Origin of the sequence: Deinococcus radiodurans R1 = ATCC 13939 = DSM 20539 (genome assembly GCF_000008565.1) — a bacterium.
GTDB classification, from domain to species: Bacteria; Deinococcota; Deinococci; order Deinococcales; family Deinococcaceae; genus Deinococcus; species Deinococcus radiodurans.
In genome coordinates, this window is record NC_001264.1 from 73,995 (window position 1) to 89,056 (window position 15,062).

The following is a 15,062-nucleotide window of genomic DNA, read 5'->3' on the forward strand; positions in this document are numbered from 1 at the left end:
AACGCAGCTTGCCTAACGGGCGTTAGGTTGCTGGGCAGGTCGGTAAATTTTTTCCTTTAGCCCCATATCGTGGCAACTCCGCATCGTGGCATCCTCTACACTCTCGCCATGCAAATGCAGAGTTTCGGCGCGGCCTGTACCGTCACTGGCAGCATGCACCTGCTCACGCTGGGTGGGCGGCACCTGCTGGTGGACTGCGGGCTGTTTCAGGGCGGCGACGAGCTGGAGCGGCGCAATCGCGAGAGCTTTCCCTTCGAGCCGGCGAGCCTCGACGCGGTGCTGCTGACCCACGCGCACCTCGACCACGTGGGCCGGTTGCCGCTGCTGGTGCGGCTCGGCTACCGGGGGCCGGTGTACTGCACGCCGCCCACCGCCGCGCTCGCCGAAACGGTGCTGCTCGACTCGGCGCGCTTGCAGGTGGAAGGCTACCGCCAGGACCTGCGCCGCGCCCGCCGTCAGGGCCGCGAGGACGAAGTGCCCCCGCCGCTCTACGACGAGGAAGACGTGCACCGCACGCTGGCGCTGCTGCGGCCTCAGCTCGAATTTGGCGAAACCGTGACCGTGGCGGGGGTGCGCGTCACGCCGCAGCGGGCTGGGCACATCCTCGGCAGCGCTTACCTGCTGCTCGAAGCGCCCGAGGGCCGACTGCTGATGTCGGGCGACCTCGGCAACCGGGAAAGCGGGCTGCAACTCGACTTCACGCCGCCGCCGGCAGTGGACGCCGTGGTCATCGAAACGACCTACGCCAACCGCACCCACCGGGGCTGGGTCGAAACCCGCGCCGAGTTTGCCCAGGCCCTGCGCGACAGCGTGCGCCAGAACGGTAAAATCCTGATTCCCAGCTTCGCCATCGAGCGGGCGCAGACCATTCTGCACACCCTCAAGGAAATGATGGATTCCGGTGAGGTGCCGCGCATTCCGGTTTTCCTCGACTCGCCGATGGCGGCGCGGGCGACCAACGAGTATTTCGAGTACGGCGACGAACTTATTCCCCCGGTGCGCGAGGCCCTGCGAAATGGTGAAGACCCCTTCCGCCCCAGCACGCTGCACACCGTGACCACCAGCGCCGAGTCGCAGCGCCTCAACCGCTACGACGGCCCGGCCATCATCATGGCGGGCAACGGAATGATGACCGGCGGGCGCATCCAGCACCACCTCAAGCATCACCTCTGGAAGCCCTCGACCAGCCTGATTATCGTGTCCTACCAGTCGCCGAGCAGCCTCGGCGGGCGCATCGTGGCGGGGCAGGGCACCGTGCACCTGATGGGCGAGGACGTGGCGGTGCGCGCGCAGGTCCACACCATCGGCGGCTTTTCCGCCCACGCCGACCAGGACGACCTGCTTGCTTTCCTCGACACCGCCGGCAAGCCGCATGTGTGGCTGGTTCACGGCGAGGTGAACGTGATGGACGCCTTCTTGCCGCTGCTGGCGGAGCGCGGCCTCAAGGGCGACATCGTGCCCGACCGCTCCCCGGTGGACCTGCTCGGCGCGGGCTTCAGCAGCGGGCGCCCGCCGGGACTCGTCGTGCCGCCGCAAAACGGGAAGGGGCAGGGGGAAGGCGGGGAGTAACCGGCGGGTTTCAGTCTGCCCCATAGCCCACTGAAATGCTGCCCGGCAGACTGCGGGCATGACTGAGCCCTCAGATTCTCTGACCGTCACCGACCTCGCCGCCGCCCGTGCCCTGCGCCAGCACGCCGGGTTCCTGGGCCTCTTTGCCGACCCGCGCTCGCCCACCCAGGCCGCGCGGGCGGTGGGCATGGCGCCCAACCTGGCGCACCACCACGCCCGGCAACTGGTCGGCTGCGGCCTGCTGTTCGAGCAGCGGCGCGAGGGAGGCCGGGTCTACTTCCAGCTTACGGCGCGCGAATTCCGGGTGCCGAGCGACCTGCTGCCTCCGGGCGAGGACGGCGGCAACGGTTCGGAGACGATGAGCAGCCTCAGCGCGGGCTTTCTGCGGGCCTATGAACGGTCCTGGGCGGCGATGCACGCGGGCGAGGAGGACGTGTTCACCTTCGGCACCCCCGAACGGCCCGCGCCGCTGGCCCTTACCCCGCCGGCCCAGGAGCCGGACGAGCCCTATCCCACCCACGCCGACGTGCTGACCTTGCGCCTCTCGCCTGAGCGTTACCGGCAACTCGCTGCCGACCTCAGCCGCCTGCTGACGGAGGCCGCTGCCGAGGGCGTCCGCGAGCAGGGGCAGGTCTGCACGCTGGCGGTGCTGGCCTTCGCGGAGCCGGGGGAGGCCGGGGTGCGGGGCATCACGCGCAATACCGATTCGTTTCTGGATGCGAGTCAGTAAGGTCTCGTCCCTACTCGCGGGCGTGGTCCAGGGCGCTGCGAATCAGAGTGGTGACGTGCTCGTCGGCGAGGCGGTAGTACACTACCCGGCCCTCCTTGCGAAACGCCACCAGCCGTCCGGTCCGCAGTAGCCGGAGTTGATGGCTCACGGCACTTTCGCTCAGGCCCACCACCGCCGCGAGGTCGCACACGCACAGCTCGGTGCGGCTCAGCGCGCTCAGGAGGTTGAGCCGCGTGGGGTCGCCCAGCAGCTTGAGGAAGGTTGTCGCGGCGGCAGTGTGCGCCTCGCCGGGAAGCGCCGCCCGCGCCTGGGCCACCGCTTCCGGGTGAACACAGTTGATCTCGCAGACGTCGGTCGCCTCGGTGGGCTTTGAGTCCAGAACCGTCACTGCGTTCCTTGCCTTTCCAGTGCGGCCAGCAACCGGGGCCGCTGCTCGTCGAAGGGCCCGTAGAACACCTGCTCGCCGATGATGGTCACGGGGGCAATCCGCACGCCGTCCGCCCGGCGCTGCATCTCGGCGAGGGCCGCTGGGTCGCCGCGCACGTTTCTGACGGTGGGGGTCAGACCCCGGCGCCGCAGGAGGGCTTGCACGGCCTCGCAGTCGGGGCAGTCGGGCACGGTGTAGACGGTGATGTCGGGGGCGGGGGAGCGTTCAGGCATGGCGCGGCCTCCAGTTCAGCAGGCGCAGGGCGTTGGCGGTGACGATGGCGGTGGCGCCGGTATCGGCCAGGACCGCCATCCACAGGTTGGTGTAGCCCAGCAGCGTGGTGACGAGGAAAATGGCCTTGAGGCCCAGCGCGAAGGCGACATTTTGCCGGATGTTCGCCAGCGTGTCGCGCGAGAGCTGCACGAGTTCGCCCACCCCCTGCACCTGCCCGCGCAGCAGCGCCGCGTCGGCGGTTTCGAGCGCCACATCGGTGCCACTCCCCATGGCGATGCCCACGTCGGCGCGGGCCAGCGCGGGGGCGTCGTTGATGCCGTCGCCCACCATCGCCACGCCGCCCTGGGCGCGCAATTCGTCAATGATGTTCAGCTTGTCGGCAGGCAGCAACTCGGCCTGCACGTCCAACCCCAGGTCGGCGGCGACGGCCTGCCCGGTGCGGGCGTTGTCGCCGGTGAGCATCAGCGGGCGAATGCCGAGGCGGCGCAGCTCCGCCAGCGCTTCGCGGGCATCCTCGCGGGGTTCGTCGCGCAGGGCAATCAACCCCAGGACGCGGCCCCCGTCAAGCCCCACGACTACCGTGCGGCCTTGCTGCTCCAGCGTGGCGACGGTCTGTTGCTGCTCGGCACTCAGCGTCGCCTGACTGGCCGCGAAAATGGGCGACGTGACCTGCACGGGGCGGCCTTCGACCAGCGCCGTGACCCCCTGACCGGGGAGGGCGCGGGCTTCGCTGGCCGCCGGGACGGTTAGCCCACGCGCCTGCGCCTCAGCGGTGATGGCCTGGGCGAGCGGGTGGCTGCTCCCTGTTTCCACGGCGGCGGCGAGACGCAGCAGTTCCGCCGGGTTGTCGGCCAAAACGTCGGTGACGCGCGGGCGCCCACTCGTCAGCGTGCCGGTCTTGTCGAAGGCGATGGTTCGCACGCTGCCGATGGTTTCGAGCGCGGCGCCGCCCTTGATGAGCAGGCCCCGGCGCGTGCCCGCGCTGATGCCGGAGGTGATGGCCGCCGGCACGCTCAGCACCAGCGCGCAGGGACAGCCGATAAGCAGCAGCGCGATGCCCTTGTACAGCCACGGATACCAGGGCTGCCCCAGCAGCAGCGGCGGGAGCGCGGCGGTCAGGGCCGCCACCGCCACCACGCCGGGCGTGTACCAACGCGAAAAGCGGTCAATGAAGCGGGCGGTGGGCGCCTTGCTGCTCTCGGCTTCCTCCACCAGATGAATGATGCGGGCGATGGTGTTGTCGGCGGCGGCGCGGTCCACCCGCACGGTCAGCACGCCGTCGGTGTTGATGCTGCCGGCGTAGACATGGTCGCCGGGGCCTTTGCTCACCGGCACGCTTTCGCCGGTCACCGGGCTGTCGTCCAGGCTCGACTGCCCCGCCGTGATGGTGCCGTCGGCGGGCACGCGGGCGCCGGGGCCGACCTGCACCGTTTGCCCGACTTGCAGCGTGTCGGCGGGCACCTCGCGCACGCCGCCTGGCTCGACCAGCAGCGCCGTTTTGGGTGCCAGCGCCGCCAGCGTGGCGATGCCCGCCCGCGCCCGGCCTGCCGCCACGCCTTCAAGCAGCTCACCCACTGCAAAGAGAAACACGACGACCGCGCCCTCGGCGGCCTGCCCGATGGCGACGGCCCCGATGGCCGCGAGCGTCACCAGCAGGTTGATGCTGAAGGGGTCGCCGAGGCGCACACTCGCCCACGCCTTTTTCGCCAGCGGCCACGCGCCAAGCAGGGCGGCTGCCGCGTACCCCCACTGCGCCCACGCCGGCTCGAACCGCCCGAACACCCACGCCAGCGCCAGCAATACGCCCGACGCGACCACCAGTTGCCCCTGCCCGGTGCGGTACCAGGGCTTACCCTGTTCGGCGGGGTCATGGCTGTGGCTGTGACCCGCGTGCTGGTGGTCGGCGTGGTCGTGTGTGTGGGCCCCTTCGCCCGTCTGCGGCGCGTCCCGGTCCGGCAGCAGCGACGGCCCGTAGCCCAGGCTGCGCAGGTTTTTTTCCAGCGCGGCGCGGGACGTCTGTGTCTCGTCAAGCTCCAGCGTGAGCGTCTGCCGGGTAAAGCTGGTTTTCACCTCGCCCGTGCCGGGCAGGCCGCCCACCATCTTTTCGACCCGCGCGACGCAGTTGGCGCAGTCCATGCCCTCCACGAAATAGCTGAGCCGGGTGCCGTGAGCTTCCATGACTCAGTATATCTGAAGACCTGCTCAGATATACAAACTTGGCAGAGTGAGGTGCTGGCTGATATGAATTTCGGTTGAATCGCGTAGTTTGGCGATTTAATCCGAGCGGAGTGTGATGTTCTCTGATACCTGTCACTCCCTGAAAGGTGCTAGATGTCAACGGAACAACCGGAACCAAGCTCAACACAGTGGAACCCTCAGCGAACGAATGCGTCTCTGAGGGGCTTTTCTGATTCCGGGTGTTCCGGGTTCTGGCCTGAGTCCTGAAATCTGCCGGTTCTGTTTCACTGACCCTCCTGTAAAGAATTACGTGTCAACGAAAAAGCCCCCGCACTGGCAGGGGCAGGGACTGGGGCAGAGGCTCAGGCGGTGGTGAGGTTGCCGATCACCCGGACGACGCGTCCCACCAGGTGGGCGATACGGTCAGGGGCAATGATTGAGGTGTCAGGGTCCACGAAGTCCGGGTTGGCGCTGTCGAGGATGCCGCCGGGCCGCAGCGCTTTACGACGTGGCCGTCATCCTTCAGGCGGGCCACCACCGGGAAGTTGACCTCTCCCCCGACGCGCTGGTCCACGATGACCACGTCACCGTCGTGAATGGGGTGTCGGCCACCGGCCATGCTGTCACCGACCACGGTAAACGCGATCAGGTCACGATTTTCGGCAAACTGCCGCTCCACATAGACCACGTCACTGCTCTCCCAGAGCTGCTGCGGGCCTGCTCCCACCTGACCGGCGATGTAGACCGGGACCTGCTGCACGTCGAACATCAGATTGGCACCAGGGGCTTCAGGGTCGATCAGATAAAGCAGCTCGTGCGTGGGCTTGTCGAGCGCCACGGCGAGCTTGGTCAGGGTGTCGAAGCTGGGTTTAGTCCAGGTGCCGCTGGTGGTGGTACGGCCCCGTACAAGGTCATGGATGCTGGTACGCCCAATTCCGGCGTAGTCAGCGAAATCTTTGACGGTGGAGAGGTTGAGCTGCCGCATACGTTCTGCGATCAGGCCATTCAGTGGCCCTCTCGCCTTCGCCGCGCTGGTAGCAAGTGAGGTGCGTCCCATAGGGCTAACGTTAGCACTAGGATTCGCATTTGCGTATTGAAATGTTCGCATAAGCGAATTAGACTGAGTGCCTCAAGGAGGTGCAATCTGAGTGCCCTGAACACAAAACGGGTCGAAAGGCGAATGCGGCAGCTCAAGCTAAGTCGCTCACAGCTCGCTGACCGGGCCGGGATTTCTCGCGGCTACGTCAGCGATTTGCTCAATGGGAGGCGCGGGGGGCGACTGGGTGCCGATGTCATGTTGAATCTGGCAAAAGCACTCGAAGTGGAGCCTATTTTTTTCGCTTCCTCATTCGCAAATGCGAAACAAAAAAGCCGATCTGGTCGCATTTCTGGCCGGGAAGGGAGGGAAACGGGTGCCGCACATGAGTAAGAGCCGTGGGGCGCTGCTGAGCATGACCGAGTTGATGCGGCTCTACGACAAGTCCAAGCCGACCATCGAACGCCAGCTTGCCAAGCTGCGGAAGACTGGCACGCCCGCCTACACAGAGAAAGTCTCGGAACGCCACAGCAAGGGGGGCGTGCTGGTGACCTACTACGACCCCACCACCCTGGGCTGGGAGGTGCCCTCAAGCTGTCTCCATCAAATTCTGGGTGATGGTGACAGCCCCCTGTCTCCATCACCTGTCTCCATCACGACCAGCAGTCTCCATCAACTCCCAAAACTGTCGGCACAGACGGTGGAAAGCGTCAGCAGTGACGGGGATGTTGCAGATCTGTCTCCATCACAAAACATGATGGTGACAGCCCCCGGCTTCGACCCGGCGGCCATCCTGCTCACCCAGCACGGTGACCTCTCCGGTGGGACCTACACCGACACCGGGGACGCTCTGGAGAAACACCGGGAACTGTTGCCCGTCCTCCAGACCCCGGTGGGCAGCGCCGCCCGGTCCCAGGCCATCGAGCAGCTTGCCCAGCAGCGTGGCGTCAGCACCCGCACCATCCGCCGCGAGGTCGAGAAGGTCGAGCGCCGGGGCCTGGACGGGCTGAAGCGTCACAAGCGGGCCGATGCGGGCAGCTTCCGGCTTCCGCTGGAAACCCTGCAACTGGTGGTGTCTGCGCTGGTCAGCAACCCGCCCACCACGTCGGTGGCCTTCATTCACCGCACGCTGATCCGGGCTGTGCCGGACGCCATGACTCTTCCGCGTGGCAACGGGCGCACCATCACCGTGACTGCCGTGACGGTGGGCCGCGTCAAGCGCATGATGCTCGACCACCCGGTCATGCGCCTGCTGTTCGCCAATGCCGATGACCGCAAGGAATTCCTGCGCTCCTACACCGGGCAGGTCGTGGCCCTGCACGCCAACGAGATGTGGCAGCTCGACATGACCCGCTGCGACGTGGAGGTCGTGGACCCGGAAACCGGGCGCATCTATCGCCCCCGCGTGCAGGCCGTGATCGACGTTTACAGCGGCTGCATCATGGGCATCGCCTTTTCCGAATCTGAGGACCAGACCCAGGCGGACCTTGCGCTGATGCGGGCACTGATGCGGAAGTCCGGCCCGCTGGCCGACCGTTACCCGCTGTTCGGGCTGCCCAAGCGGCTCTACATCGACAACGGCAAGACCTATTCCAGCGAGCACTTCCACCGGATTGCTGCCGGGCTGGGCATCGAAATCATTCACAGCCTGCCCCGTGTCTCGCACACTCGCGGTGCGGTCGAGCGCTTCTTCGGAACCCTGCACGGACTGGAGCGGGCGATGGTCGGGTACGTCGGTCAGAACGCCGTGGACCGTTCCAGCGAGGAACTCAAGAAGCTGCGCGTGGCGACCCAGCGGTGGCTGGATACGGGCGTGGACCCCGGCCCCGGCAAACGCCACCAGACCATCCACGAATACCAGAACAGCGTTCTGGCGTGGCTGATCGTCGAATACCACCAGCGCCTTGTGGACGGCAAGACCCGCCTGGAACACTTCCGCGAAACCGCGCCCGAATCCAGCCTGCTGGAACTGGACGCTGGAGAGCTGCTGCTGCTGTTCGCCCGCCGCACCAAGCGCGTGGTCAGGCCGGACGGCACCGTCAGCATCGGCAACGTGGCCTGGACGATTCCGGGCGGAAAGCTGGCGCAGTACCGGGGACTGCCGGTGCTGGTGCTCGAAGACCAGTTCGCGCTGGGCGACGAACGCCGGGGCATCGTCTGGCAGGACGAACGCACCGGACGCCTGGAAATGCTCGGCACCGCCGTGCCCGCGCCCACCGTGGCAGCCAGCATCGCCGCCGGTGAGGAACGCCGCGCCCAGAAAGCACAAAAAGCTGCTGCCCTGCGGAGTGCCGACGAACTGGCCCGCGAGTACACCAACCCCGCGCTGATGGTGACCGAGCAGCTGCGCCGCGAACTGCCCGTGCAGGCCGTGACGCCGCTGCAACCTGCCGCCCGCGCCCAACTCAACCCCGAACCCCCGAAGCCCGATCTGGGCGACTTCGGGAAAGCGTTCCTGAAACCCGCTGACGACCTCGACGCGCTGCTGCGCCAGATCAAGGAGGAAAACGAGTGACCCGAGGCAAGATTCTGGCTGAAACCATCATGCAGGAGGCGGTGGCCGCGCCCACCATCACCCTGCCGCCCGTGCAGCCCGCGCCGGAGCCTGCGGCCCCCACCATCCTCGGCACGCCCGCCGTGCGCCTGGTGGTCAACCGGATTGCCTACGCCGTCAAGCGGGGGAGCCCCCTGTGTATCGTGTCTGGTGAGCACGGCGCGGGCAAAACCACGGCGGCCACGCTCTACGCCAATTCCAACCCCCGCGCCCTCTACTGGCAGGCCCCACCGGAGTACAACGCCCGCGAGATCGTGGCGGACCTGTGCGACAAGCTGGGCATCCGCACCGGGGAAGCGTGGCGCGTGCGTACCAGCGTCCTAGTTTCCCACTTGCAGGAACACCCCCACACCGTGCTGATCGACGAGGCGCAGCGGCTCGATTACCGCGCCCTGGACATGATCAAGTACGTCGCGGACACGGCAGGCGTGACCTTCGTGCTGCTCGGCTCGCCCTGGCTCGACCGGGTGATCGACCGTCACACCGACATCGCCAGCCGGGCGTGGGTTCGTGTGCGGGTCAAGCCGATCGAGCTGGACGCTTTTACTGCGCTGTACGAGCCGATGGGCTACAGCAAAAAGGTGCTGAAAGCCGTGCACGAGGTCACCAAGGGCGTGATGCGGTCCATCACTGCGCTGTTCGATCACCTCGACGAGGCCATCGCCGGGACGCCGGGCATGGCCCGCGCTGACCTGACGCCGGACCACGTTCGTGGCGTGGCCGATGAGGTGCTGTCGTGAGCCGCCGCAAGCAGGACCTCAAGGTGGAAGGCAAGCGCCGCCGCGCCAGCGGTGAGGGCAGCAACAGCAAGCGGTTTGCCTTCGTGAAGATGCCGGACGGGCGCGAGGCGCGGATTCCCGCTGCCAAGGACGCGGGGACGTTTGTCTGCCTGGCGACGCCTGACGGGGGATGGCCCGACCGCGCCGAAATCACGCTGCTCTACGACGTGACCCACCTGGTGGAAGGCAGCACCTTCCGCATCAAGGAAATGCGTCCCGGCCACGGTATGGGGCAGACCAAGACGGTGCGCGTCATTGAAACCGACTTCGAGATTGAACAGCACGAAGGCTGCTACGGGCAGGCCAAGCGGGCGCTGCTGTGCGTCCCGGTCCTGAGCGGCAAGGAAGCCAATGAACTGAGTGCCGACGACCTGGAGGTGAACTGATGCGCCTCCTGTCCGACGAGCGCCACCAGCACCTGGAGGCGGCGGCCCGCTGCTACAGCACCATGACCCGCCGCGCCCTCCTGGCCGTTCTGGCTGAGCGCTCCCCTGCCACCACGCTCGACATTCAACGGGCGTTCCCCGCGTTGTCCAACGAACAGCTCAGTCAGGACATCCGGCCACTGCTCAAGGCCGGACTGGTGAAGAGCCCGGGCCGCCTTGGCCGAGGCCGCCCGCACTTCTACTCGCTGACGCCGACGGGCATTCAGGCCCTGCGGGACCTGCATGACGAACTCTCAGCGCTCATCGCTGCTCTGCCTGTGGAGGCCCCCGATGACGAAACCCACGAATGACCAGCTCCGGCAACTGCTCGACCTGCCGGACCAGATTCTCGCGGTCGAGAAGACCATCAACGGTCTGAAGTCCGACAAGGCCAAGGTCACCCGCGAACTCGACGCGCTGGAAGCCCGGCACCGCCTGCGTATCAGCAAGGAAGGCGGCTATACCAACGCCGACGACCGCAAGGCCGCGCTGATCGTCGCCTGTGAGGACGACGAGCTGTACAGCGCCAAGACCGAGCGCCTGGACAAGCTCAACGGCATGATCCGCTCGAAGGAAACCGAGCGGGACCACCTGCGCCGGACCCGCGCGGCCATCCAAGCGGGGGCCTACGCCTACATCGTCGCCAAGACCGAGGAACTGATGAAAGATCGGGACCTCATCACGGCCATCGGGTCGAGGCTACTGGCATGAGCGGCCCCGACACCGTCACCACCGTCGAGGAGGCCCGCGCCGCCGGGCTTCTCTCCGGCCCCACGGTCGAGCAGGCGATGGACCGCGCCGTGCTGCTCGGCGAGGACTCCGGCGAGATCACCCTCTACCGGGACTGCGAGTGGTGGCACGCCTACCCGGTGGGCGGTCCCTGGAGCTGCACCGACAACGTCCCCAACGCCTCGGCCCATAGCCCCCGCCTGGCGCTGGACCTGCTTCTGGCGCTGCCCGCTTTCCCCACGGAGGAACCCGCGTGAACATCCTGCTGCTGATCGTCGTTCTGGCCCTGGCCTGCATTCTGCTGCTCGCCCTGGTCTCTGCCCGCCGCATCCTCGCGCCCCAGGCCGCCGCCTGGCGGGACTGCGCGGTGGAACGCGACAGCGTGGTCACCCACGTCTACCACTCCACCTACACCAGCGACGACCTGGTGTGCGACGCCGACGACGCCATGCAGCGTGGTGACGTGGCCCGCGCCCGGCTGCTTCAGGACCTGGCCGAGGCGCAGAACGTGCGGGACCGCGTGCGGCTGGCCGAGGCTCGCTGGCAGCGCGAGCACCCGCCGGTGCGGGTCCGGCAGCACGGGGTGAGGGGGCTGGAAGCGTGAGCGGGGGCAGTGTGCGGGAATATCTCCACAGGCTAGCCATGCGTCAAGACGTTGCCGATGAGAGCTTGCCCTTAGCCGAGCGTTTGAACAGTCTGCGCCCTGGTCTGCCTTGCTGCCTGTCGGACACGGGCGAATGCACGGGCGGCAGTCATTGCTGGGCCGACGAACCCGACAACATCCCGGAAGGCTGGGGCGAACAATGACCGGCCCCAACATCTACGCCTACGCCACGGCCCGTGACCTGCTGGAGGCCATTCCCTGGTACGAGCGGGTCGAGTGTGACCTCGCCGCCATCTCCACCGCGTGGATGCGGCAGATGGGCCGGGCGTCCGGCACCTTCGACGTGCGCGGCCTGCCCTTCCCCGCTGTGAACTTCAGCGCCGTCCACCTGATCCTCTCGCCGCTGGTGCGTGAGGAGAACGGCAAGCGCACCCTGCTGAAGTTCAAGCAGTGGCTCGAAGACAACGGCATCACCCACATGCGAATCACCGGCAAGGGCAACTGGGAGCGGCAGCACGAGTACAGCCGCGACGGTGGGCGGAAGTGGGGCCGGATGCGGGTCCAGTCCGACGCGCCGCCGCAGCCCGCGCCCACGCAGGTGATCGAGCCGCCCGTGCCCCCGCCGCCGGTCCCCGTGACCGAGGACGACCTGTCCCTCTGGGACTGAGGAGCTGACCCCGTGACCATCGACCTGGAACGCCGTGTCACCGCGCCCGATTTCACCACCGACCCGCTGGGCTACTTTGTCTGGCACCTCGAAACGCACCCGGACATGTATCGCCAGTTCCGGCAGACGGCGGACGCCTACCGCGCCGGGGACCCGGCCCGACGCCTGAGCGCCGACATGATCTGCCACGTCCTGCGCTGGCAAAGCGTGGTCCATGCCGGTGACGACCTGTTCCAGGTCAACAACAACCTGACGGCGCTGTACGCCCGCCTCTACAAGAACGAACGGCCCGACGCCCGCATCAGCACCCGCCCCTCCATGCTGGACGCGCTGTTACCTGACGAGCGGGACAGGTTGGCCGCCGCGTTCGCTCCCCTGAAGGAAGTGAAAGAAGATGCCTGAGCTGAACATCAAGTCCCCCGGTGAACTCGCTTACGACGGCTACCGGGACCACACCAGCGGCAAAACCTGGAACGGCTACCCCATGCCCATGTGGGCCGATCTGCCGCCCACCGTCCGCCATGCCTGGGAAGCCGGGGCGCAGGCCGTGCGCCGCGAGACGCTGGCCGAGGTCATCACGATGCTGAAGAAGGAAGTGCCCGCGTGAGCCAATTCCACCAAGTGCCACAGGCCGACATCTGGCCCGACACCTGTGCCCTGTGCGACAGCGACGTGCTGGAGCCGCTGACCTGCTACGTCTGCCACTGCTCGGTCTGCCTGGGCTGCTCGCAGACCGACCTCGCCGGGGACACCATCTGCGACGGGTGCGCCGCTGAAATGAACTTCTTCCTGGAGGTGCCCGATGTGCCCGAACTGCCCGATCACGGGCAAGCAGTCGTTTCACGGACGGGCTGAAGCACTGGAGCAGGCCCGGTTCATGGGGCAACTGTTCCGGGGCCGGGGCCTGCGCCCCCCTCACCGCCCGTACCTCTGCAACCACTGCGGCTACTGGCACCTGACCAAACGCGCCCGCTACGTCGATCAAGTCAGCCGCGCCCACCGCGTGGCCCTCAAACAACGGAGATTCCTATGACGGACACCCGCCCTACCCTCCCCGCCTTCTCGCTCGACTACTCAGCCGGGACCTTCACCAACACCCTGACCGGCGAGCAGTTCACCGAGATCACCGCCGTTGTCCTCGCCCAGCGTGAAGGCCGCGTGCTGTGGCCGAGCAGCCTGAACCCCGACCCCCGCCCCGAGTGCGTGGACGGCAGCAAATACGGCCCCTGCCAGGAGTGCCGCTTTGCCGACTGGGGCGAGAACGGCGAGCCGCCCGTCTGCTCGGAGGAACTGACGCTGCTGCTGTGGCTGCCTGCCGACTTCCAGCTGGTCGAGCTGACCGCCCGCCGCTCGCAGGTCCGCGTCATCGAACAGTGGCTCGGCATGAAGGCGATGCTGAGCGGCATCCTGCACGACCAGGAAGTGACCGTCAGCATGAAGCCGGGCGACGGCCTGCACCACCTGGTGCTGCTGCCGGGGCGGGGGCTGGAAGAGAAGGAAGTGGGCCGCATGAACGAACTGGTGGTCCGGGCAGAACGGTTCGGATTCGAGGGACTGTGATGGTGGCCTTCGACCTCAGCACGCTGGACGATGAACCGGAGTTTCATCTGGACCAGCTTCTGGAGTTGCTCAGGCAGACGCCGGACGGCTTCACGACCCGGCGCTGGCAAGTCGGGGTCCTACTGGCCGATGACGGTGTGCAATACGCACCGGGCTGGGAAGCGAACGCGCAAGGGTACGCCCCGCGCATCATTCCGGCCTACCGATGCGGGTTTCTCGAAGACGGTGACGGCAAGGTGCTGATGGTCATTACTGGGCGGGTGCAGGAAACCGAGGGAAAACTGACCCTGTCCACCCTCCAGCGGGTACGTCGCCCGGAGAAGGGCGAGCCGTACCTGGAAACTGTCTTCAGCTGCACGGTCACGCTGGGCGAACGGATGCCCTTCGAAAGCGACGAGTGGGAGAACCCCTGCTGTGGTCGGGCTGGCCTGGGAGAGAGCCGACACCCTGGAACGGCAGCGCTGATCGCCTACCTGATGGCCTGGGGCGTGGTCAAGTGAGCGCCCGCACCGGCACCCGCCGCGCCGCCGTGCTGTTGGCGCTGAGTGGCAACCCCAGGAGCGTCTACAGCCTCGCCCGCACGACTGGGCTGAAGGAAAGCGCCGTGTCCGGCATCGTGGATGCCCTGAGCCGCACTGACCTCGCTGTGCAGCACCCCAGGGGCTGGACCCTCGGCACCGGGCCGCACGTCGCTGAGGCGCTCGCTCAGGCCCGTGCTACCGTGCAGGCATCCGCACAACCTGATCAGAGCGCAGTTTTCAGTGCTGCAAGCGACGGGGCGAGTCTCCCCGGTAGCCTGCCAGCATCCAGCCGTGTCACACGGGGACCTGATCGCTGATGGCCGGGCTGCCCTGTGACGTTTGCCAGGAGGAAACCATCGTGATTCCCCTCGGCACCGTGGGAGAGGACGCGGCTGGGATTCTCTTCTACAGGAGGTACAGGGTTTGCGTGAATCCGAACTGCGAACGCTACCGCCAGCGCCGCACGTCGCTGGAAGCGTATCTGCCAGAGGACGGCCCGCCGATCACGGTGGAGAGAGCACAACTGAATCCGTACCTTCCGCCCGAAAAAAGTTCCCATCCATCTCTGTTCGACGAGTTCTAGGACTGGAGGAGCCCCCACAGGCTTCTCCAGTTGTTTTGGCTGACCCGCCCGCCTGTCGCCCGGTCCGTGTCAACTGGCCGGTCCTGCTGATGCAGGCGCTGCGGTCCAGCCGCTGGCGTATCGCCCAGGTCGAGCTGGTGGGCGCCGTGGAGTGTGACTCACCCGCGCCCATCCGGGTCTTGAACGTCGGGGACGTGTACGAGGTCACCGACCGGGACTACCAGGCCGCCCTGCTGCTGCTTGGGCCGGAGGTGACGCAGCGGCTGCGCTGGGCTGTGCAGCGGGACGAGTGGCTGCTCACCGATCAGGGTCTGGCCGAGCAGCTCTGGCGGGTGCTGGCTGAGCGGGGATGGCTAAGAAAACCGACATGACGCAGAAGGGGATACACCCAGTGGGGGGGGTGCCAAATCGCGAAGTTCCAGATTCGTCACCCCGGGAGATTGCACTCTGGAGGTAGGTGCCTAAT

General features: G+C 67.0%; 23 protein-coding genes. 19 read left to right on the forward strand and 4 right to left on the reverse strand.

Features of this window, described 5'->3' with window-relative positions; all coding sequences use genetic code 11:
- Nucleotides 1-108 precede the first annotated feature (108 nt).
- A complete protein-coding gene (locus DR_RS13925) occupies nucleotides 109-1,569 on the forward strand; it encodes an MBL fold metallo-hydrolase RNA specificity domain-containing protein (protein WP_034349847.1) in 1,461 nt (486 codons plus the stop codon).
- A 58-nt stretch (nucleotides 1,570-1,627) separates the two neighbouring features.
- Nucleotides 1,628-2,299: a winged helix-turn-helix domain-containing protein gene (locus DR_RS13930; RefSeq protein WP_010889329.1), complete on the forward strand. Its 672-nt coding sequence runs from the start codon at nucleotides 1,628-1,630 to the stop codon at nucleotides 2,297-2,299.
- 10 nt (nucleotides 2,300-2,309) lie between these two features.
- On the opposite strand, the gene DR_RS13935 is transcribed toward DR_RS13930, so the two are convergent.
- The 4 genes from DR_RS13935 to DR_RS13950 form a co-directional block, all read right to left on the reverse strand.
- On the reverse strand, nucleotides 2,310-2,687 hold the full coding sequence (locus DR_RS13935; protein WP_010889330.1) for an ArsR/SmtB family transcription factor: 378 nt from the start codon (nucleotides 2,685-2,687) through the stop codon (nucleotides 2,310-2,312).
- The gene (locus DR_RS13940; RefSeq protein WP_010889331.1) at nucleotides 2,684-2,959 is read right to left on the reverse strand and encodes a glutaredoxin family protein; all 276 of its coding nucleotides are present in this window, start codon (nucleotides 2,957-2,959) and stop codon (nucleotides 2,684-2,686) included. Before DR_RS13940 ends, DR_RS13935 begins: the two co-directional genes overlap by 4 nt.
- Nucleotides 2,952-5,138: a heavy metal translocating P-type ATPase gene (locus DR_RS13945; protein ID WP_010889332.1), complete on the reverse strand. Its 2,187-nt coding sequence runs from the start codon at nucleotides 5,136-5,138 to the stop codon at nucleotides 2,952-2,954. Before DR_RS13945 ends, DR_RS13940 begins: the two co-directional genes overlap by 8 nt.
- Before the next feature lie 385 nt (nucleotides 5,139-5,523).
- The gene (locus DR_RS13950; RefSeq protein ID WP_164928019.1) at nucleotides 5,524-6,195 is read right to left on the reverse strand and encodes a LexA family transcriptional regulator; all 672 of its coding nucleotides are present in this window, start codon (nucleotides 6,193-6,195) and stop codon (nucleotides 5,524-5,526) included.
- Nucleotides 6,196-6,318: 123 nt separating this feature from the next.
- Between DR_RS13950 and DR_RS17260 the strand changes: the two genes are divergently transcribed.
- The 17 genes from DR_RS17260 (at nucleotide 6,319) to DR_RS14035 (ending at nucleotide 14,967) form a co-directional block, all read left to right on the forward strand.
- Complete coding sequence (locus DR_RS17260; RefSeq protein WP_081816052.1) at nucleotides 6,319-6,567, forward strand: helix-turn-helix domain-containing protein; 249 nt, start codon at nucleotides 6,319-6,321, stop codon at nucleotides 6,565-6,567.
- Nucleotides 6,560-8,689 (forward strand): DDE-type integrase/transposase/recombinase, encoded by a 2,130-nt coding sequence (locus DR_RS13960; RefSeq protein WP_010889334.1) that lies wholly within the window; start codon nucleotides 6,560-6,562, stop codon nucleotides 8,687-8,689. The genes DR_RS17260 and DR_RS13960 overlap by 8 nt, the downstream gene beginning before the upstream one ends.
- The gene (locus tag DR_RS13965; protein WP_010889335.1) at nucleotides 8,686-9,468 is read left to right on the forward strand and encodes an AAA family ATPase; all 783 of its coding nucleotides are present in this window, start codon (nucleotides 8,686-8,688) and stop codon (nucleotides 9,466-9,468) included. Before DR_RS13960 ends, DR_RS13965 begins: the two co-directional genes overlap by 4 nt.
- On the forward strand, nucleotides 9,465-9,893 hold the full coding sequence (locus DR_RS13970; protein ID WP_010889336.1) for a hypothetical protein: 429 nt from the start codon (nucleotides 9,465-9,467) through the stop codon (nucleotides 9,891-9,893). The genes DR_RS13965 and DR_RS13970 overlap by 4 nt, the downstream gene beginning before the upstream one ends.
- Nucleotides 9,893-10,243: a winged helix-turn-helix domain-containing protein gene (locus DR_RS13975; RefSeq protein WP_010889337.1), complete on the forward strand. Its 351-nt coding sequence runs from the start codon at nucleotides 9,893-9,895 to the stop codon at nucleotides 10,241-10,243. The genes DR_RS13970 and DR_RS13975 overlap by 1 nt, the downstream gene beginning before the upstream one ends.
- Nucleotides 10,224-10,643, forward strand: coding sequence for a hypothetical protein (locus tag DR_RS13980; protein WP_010889338.1), 420 nt, complete (start codon nucleotides 10,224-10,226; stop codon nucleotides 10,641-10,643). The genes DR_RS13975 and DR_RS13980 overlap by 20 nt, the downstream gene beginning before the upstream one ends.
- A complete protein-coding gene (locus DR_RS13985; RefSeq protein WP_010889339.1) occupies nucleotides 10,640-10,918 on the forward strand; it encodes a hypothetical protein in 279 nt (92 codons plus the stop codon). Before DR_RS13980 ends, DR_RS13985 begins: the two co-directional genes overlap by 4 nt.
- Nucleotides 10,915-11,265 (forward strand): hypothetical protein, encoded by a 351-nt coding sequence (locus DR_RS13990; protein ID WP_010889340.1) that lies wholly within the window; start codon nucleotides 10,915-10,917, stop codon nucleotides 11,263-11,265. The genes DR_RS13985 and DR_RS13990 overlap by 4 nt, the downstream gene beginning before the upstream one ends.
- 199 nt (nucleotides 11,266-11,464) lie before the next feature.
- The gene (locus tag DR_RS13995) at nucleotides 11,465-11,932 is read left to right on the forward strand and encodes a hypothetical protein (protein ID WP_027479729.1); all 468 of its coding nucleotides are present in this window, start codon (nucleotides 11,465-11,467) and stop codon (nucleotides 11,930-11,932) included.
- A gap of 12 nt (nucleotides 11,933-11,944) precedes the next feature.
- Nucleotides 11,945-12,334 (forward strand): hypothetical protein, encoded by a 390-nt coding sequence (locus tag DR_RS14000; protein WP_010889342.1) that lies wholly within the window; start codon nucleotides 11,945-11,947, stop codon nucleotides 12,332-12,334.
- A complete protein-coding gene (locus DR_RS14005) occupies nucleotides 12,327-12,539 on the forward strand; it encodes a hypothetical protein (protein ID WP_010889343.1) in 213 nt (70 codons plus the stop codon). Before DR_RS14000 ends, DR_RS14005 begins: the two co-directional genes overlap by 8 nt.
- A complete protein-coding gene (locus tag DR_RS14010) occupies nucleotides 12,536-12,787 on the forward strand; it encodes a hypothetical protein (RefSeq protein ID WP_027479730.1) in 252 nt (83 codons plus the stop codon). The genes DR_RS14005 and DR_RS14010 overlap by 4 nt, the downstream gene beginning before the upstream one ends.
- A gap of 174 nt (nucleotides 12,788-12,961) precedes the next feature.
- Nucleotides 12,962-13,492: a hypothetical protein gene (locus DR_RS14015; protein WP_010889345.1), complete on the forward strand. Its 531-nt coding sequence runs from the start codon at nucleotides 12,962-12,964 to the stop codon at nucleotides 13,490-13,492.
- Nucleotides 13,492-13,992 carry a hypothetical protein gene (locus DR_RS14020; RefSeq protein WP_010889346.1) on the forward strand — a complete coding sequence of 167 codons (501 nt, stop codon included), beginning with the start codon at nucleotides 13,492-13,494 and terminating at the stop codon, nucleotides 13,990-13,992. The genes DR_RS14015 and DR_RS14020 overlap by 1 nt, the downstream gene beginning before the upstream one ends.
- Nucleotides 13,989-14,330, forward strand: a complete 342-nt coding sequence (locus DR_RS14025) for a hypothetical protein (protein ID WP_162177625.1) — start codon at nucleotides 13,989-13,991, stop codon at nucleotides 14,328-14,330. Before DR_RS14020 ends, DR_RS14025 begins: the two co-directional genes overlap by 4 nt.
- A gap of 41 nt (nucleotides 14,331-14,371) precedes the next feature.
- Nucleotides 14,372-14,596, forward strand: a complete 225-nt coding sequence (locus DR_RS14030) for a hypothetical protein (protein WP_164928020.1) — start codon at nucleotides 14,372-14,374, stop codon at nucleotides 14,594-14,596.
- 35 nt (nucleotides 14,597-14,631) lie between these two features.
- The gene (locus tag DR_RS14035) at nucleotides 14,632-14,967 is read left to right on the forward strand and encodes a hypothetical protein (protein WP_162177627.1); all 336 of its coding nucleotides are present in this window, start codon (nucleotides 14,632-14,634) and stop codon (nucleotides 14,965-14,967) included.
- Nucleotides 14,968-15,062: the final 95 nt, after the last annotated feature.

What these genes read in the sequence shown, in the direction of transcription:
- DR_RS13925 (WP_034349847.1), top strand. Translation starts at nt 109, where the DNA reads ATGCAAATGCAGAGTTTCGGCGCGGCCTGTACCGTCACTGGCAGCATG.
- DR_RS13930 (WP_010889329.1), top strand. Translation starts at nt 1,628, where the DNA reads ATGACTGAGCCCTCAGATTCTCTGACCGTCACCGACCTCGCCGCCGCC.
- DR_RS13940 (WP_010889331.1), bottom strand. Translation starts at nt 2,959, where the DNA reads ATGCCTGAACGCTCCCCCGCCCCCGACATCACCGTCTACACCGTGCCC.
- DR_RS13945 (WP_010889332.1), bottom strand. Translation starts at nt 5,138, where the DNA reads ATGGAAGCTCACGGCACCCGGCTCAGCTATTTCGTGGAGGGCATGGAC.
- DR_RS13950 (WP_164928019.1), bottom strand. Translation starts at nt 6,195, where the DNA reads ATGGGACGCACCTCACTTGCTACCAGCGCGGCGAAGGCGAGAGGGCCA.
- DR_RS17260 (WP_081816052.1), top strand. Translation starts at nt 6,319, where the DNA reads ATGCGGCAGCTCAAGCTAAGTCGCTCACAGCTCGCTGACCGGGCCGGG.
- DR_RS13960 (WP_010889334.1), top strand. Translation starts at nt 6,560, where the DNA reads ATGAGTAAGAGCCGTGGGGCGCTGCTGAGCATGACCGAGTTGATGCGG.
- DR_RS13975 (WP_010889337.1), top strand. Translation starts at nt 9,893, where the DNA reads ATGCGCCTCCTGTCCGACGAGCGCCACCAGCACCTGGAGGCGGCGGCC.
- DR_RS13980 (WP_010889338.1), top strand. Translation starts at nt 10,224, where the DNA reads ATGACGAAACCCACGAATGACCAGCTCCGGCAACTGCTCGACCTGCCG.
- DR_RS13985 (WP_010889339.1), top strand. Translation starts at nt 10,640, where the DNA reads ATGAGCGGCCCCGACACCGTCACCACCGTCGAGGAGGCCCGCGCCGCC.
- DR_RS13995 (WP_027479729.1), top strand. Translation starts at nt 11,465, where the DNA reads ATGACCGGCCCCAACATCTACGCCTACGCCACGGCCCGTGACCTGCTG.
- DR_RS14005 (WP_010889343.1), top strand. Translation starts at nt 12,327, where the DNA reads ATGCCTGAGCTGAACATCAAGTCCCCCGGTGAACTCGCTTACGACGGC.
- DR_RS14015 (WP_010889345.1), top strand. Translation starts at nt 12,962, where the DNA reads ATGACGGACACCCGCCCTACCCTCCCCGCCTTCTCGCTCGACTACTCA.
- DR_RS14020 (WP_010889346.1), top strand. Translation starts at nt 13,492, where the DNA reads ATGGTGGCCTTCGACCTCAGCACGCTGGACGATGAACCGGAGTTTCAT.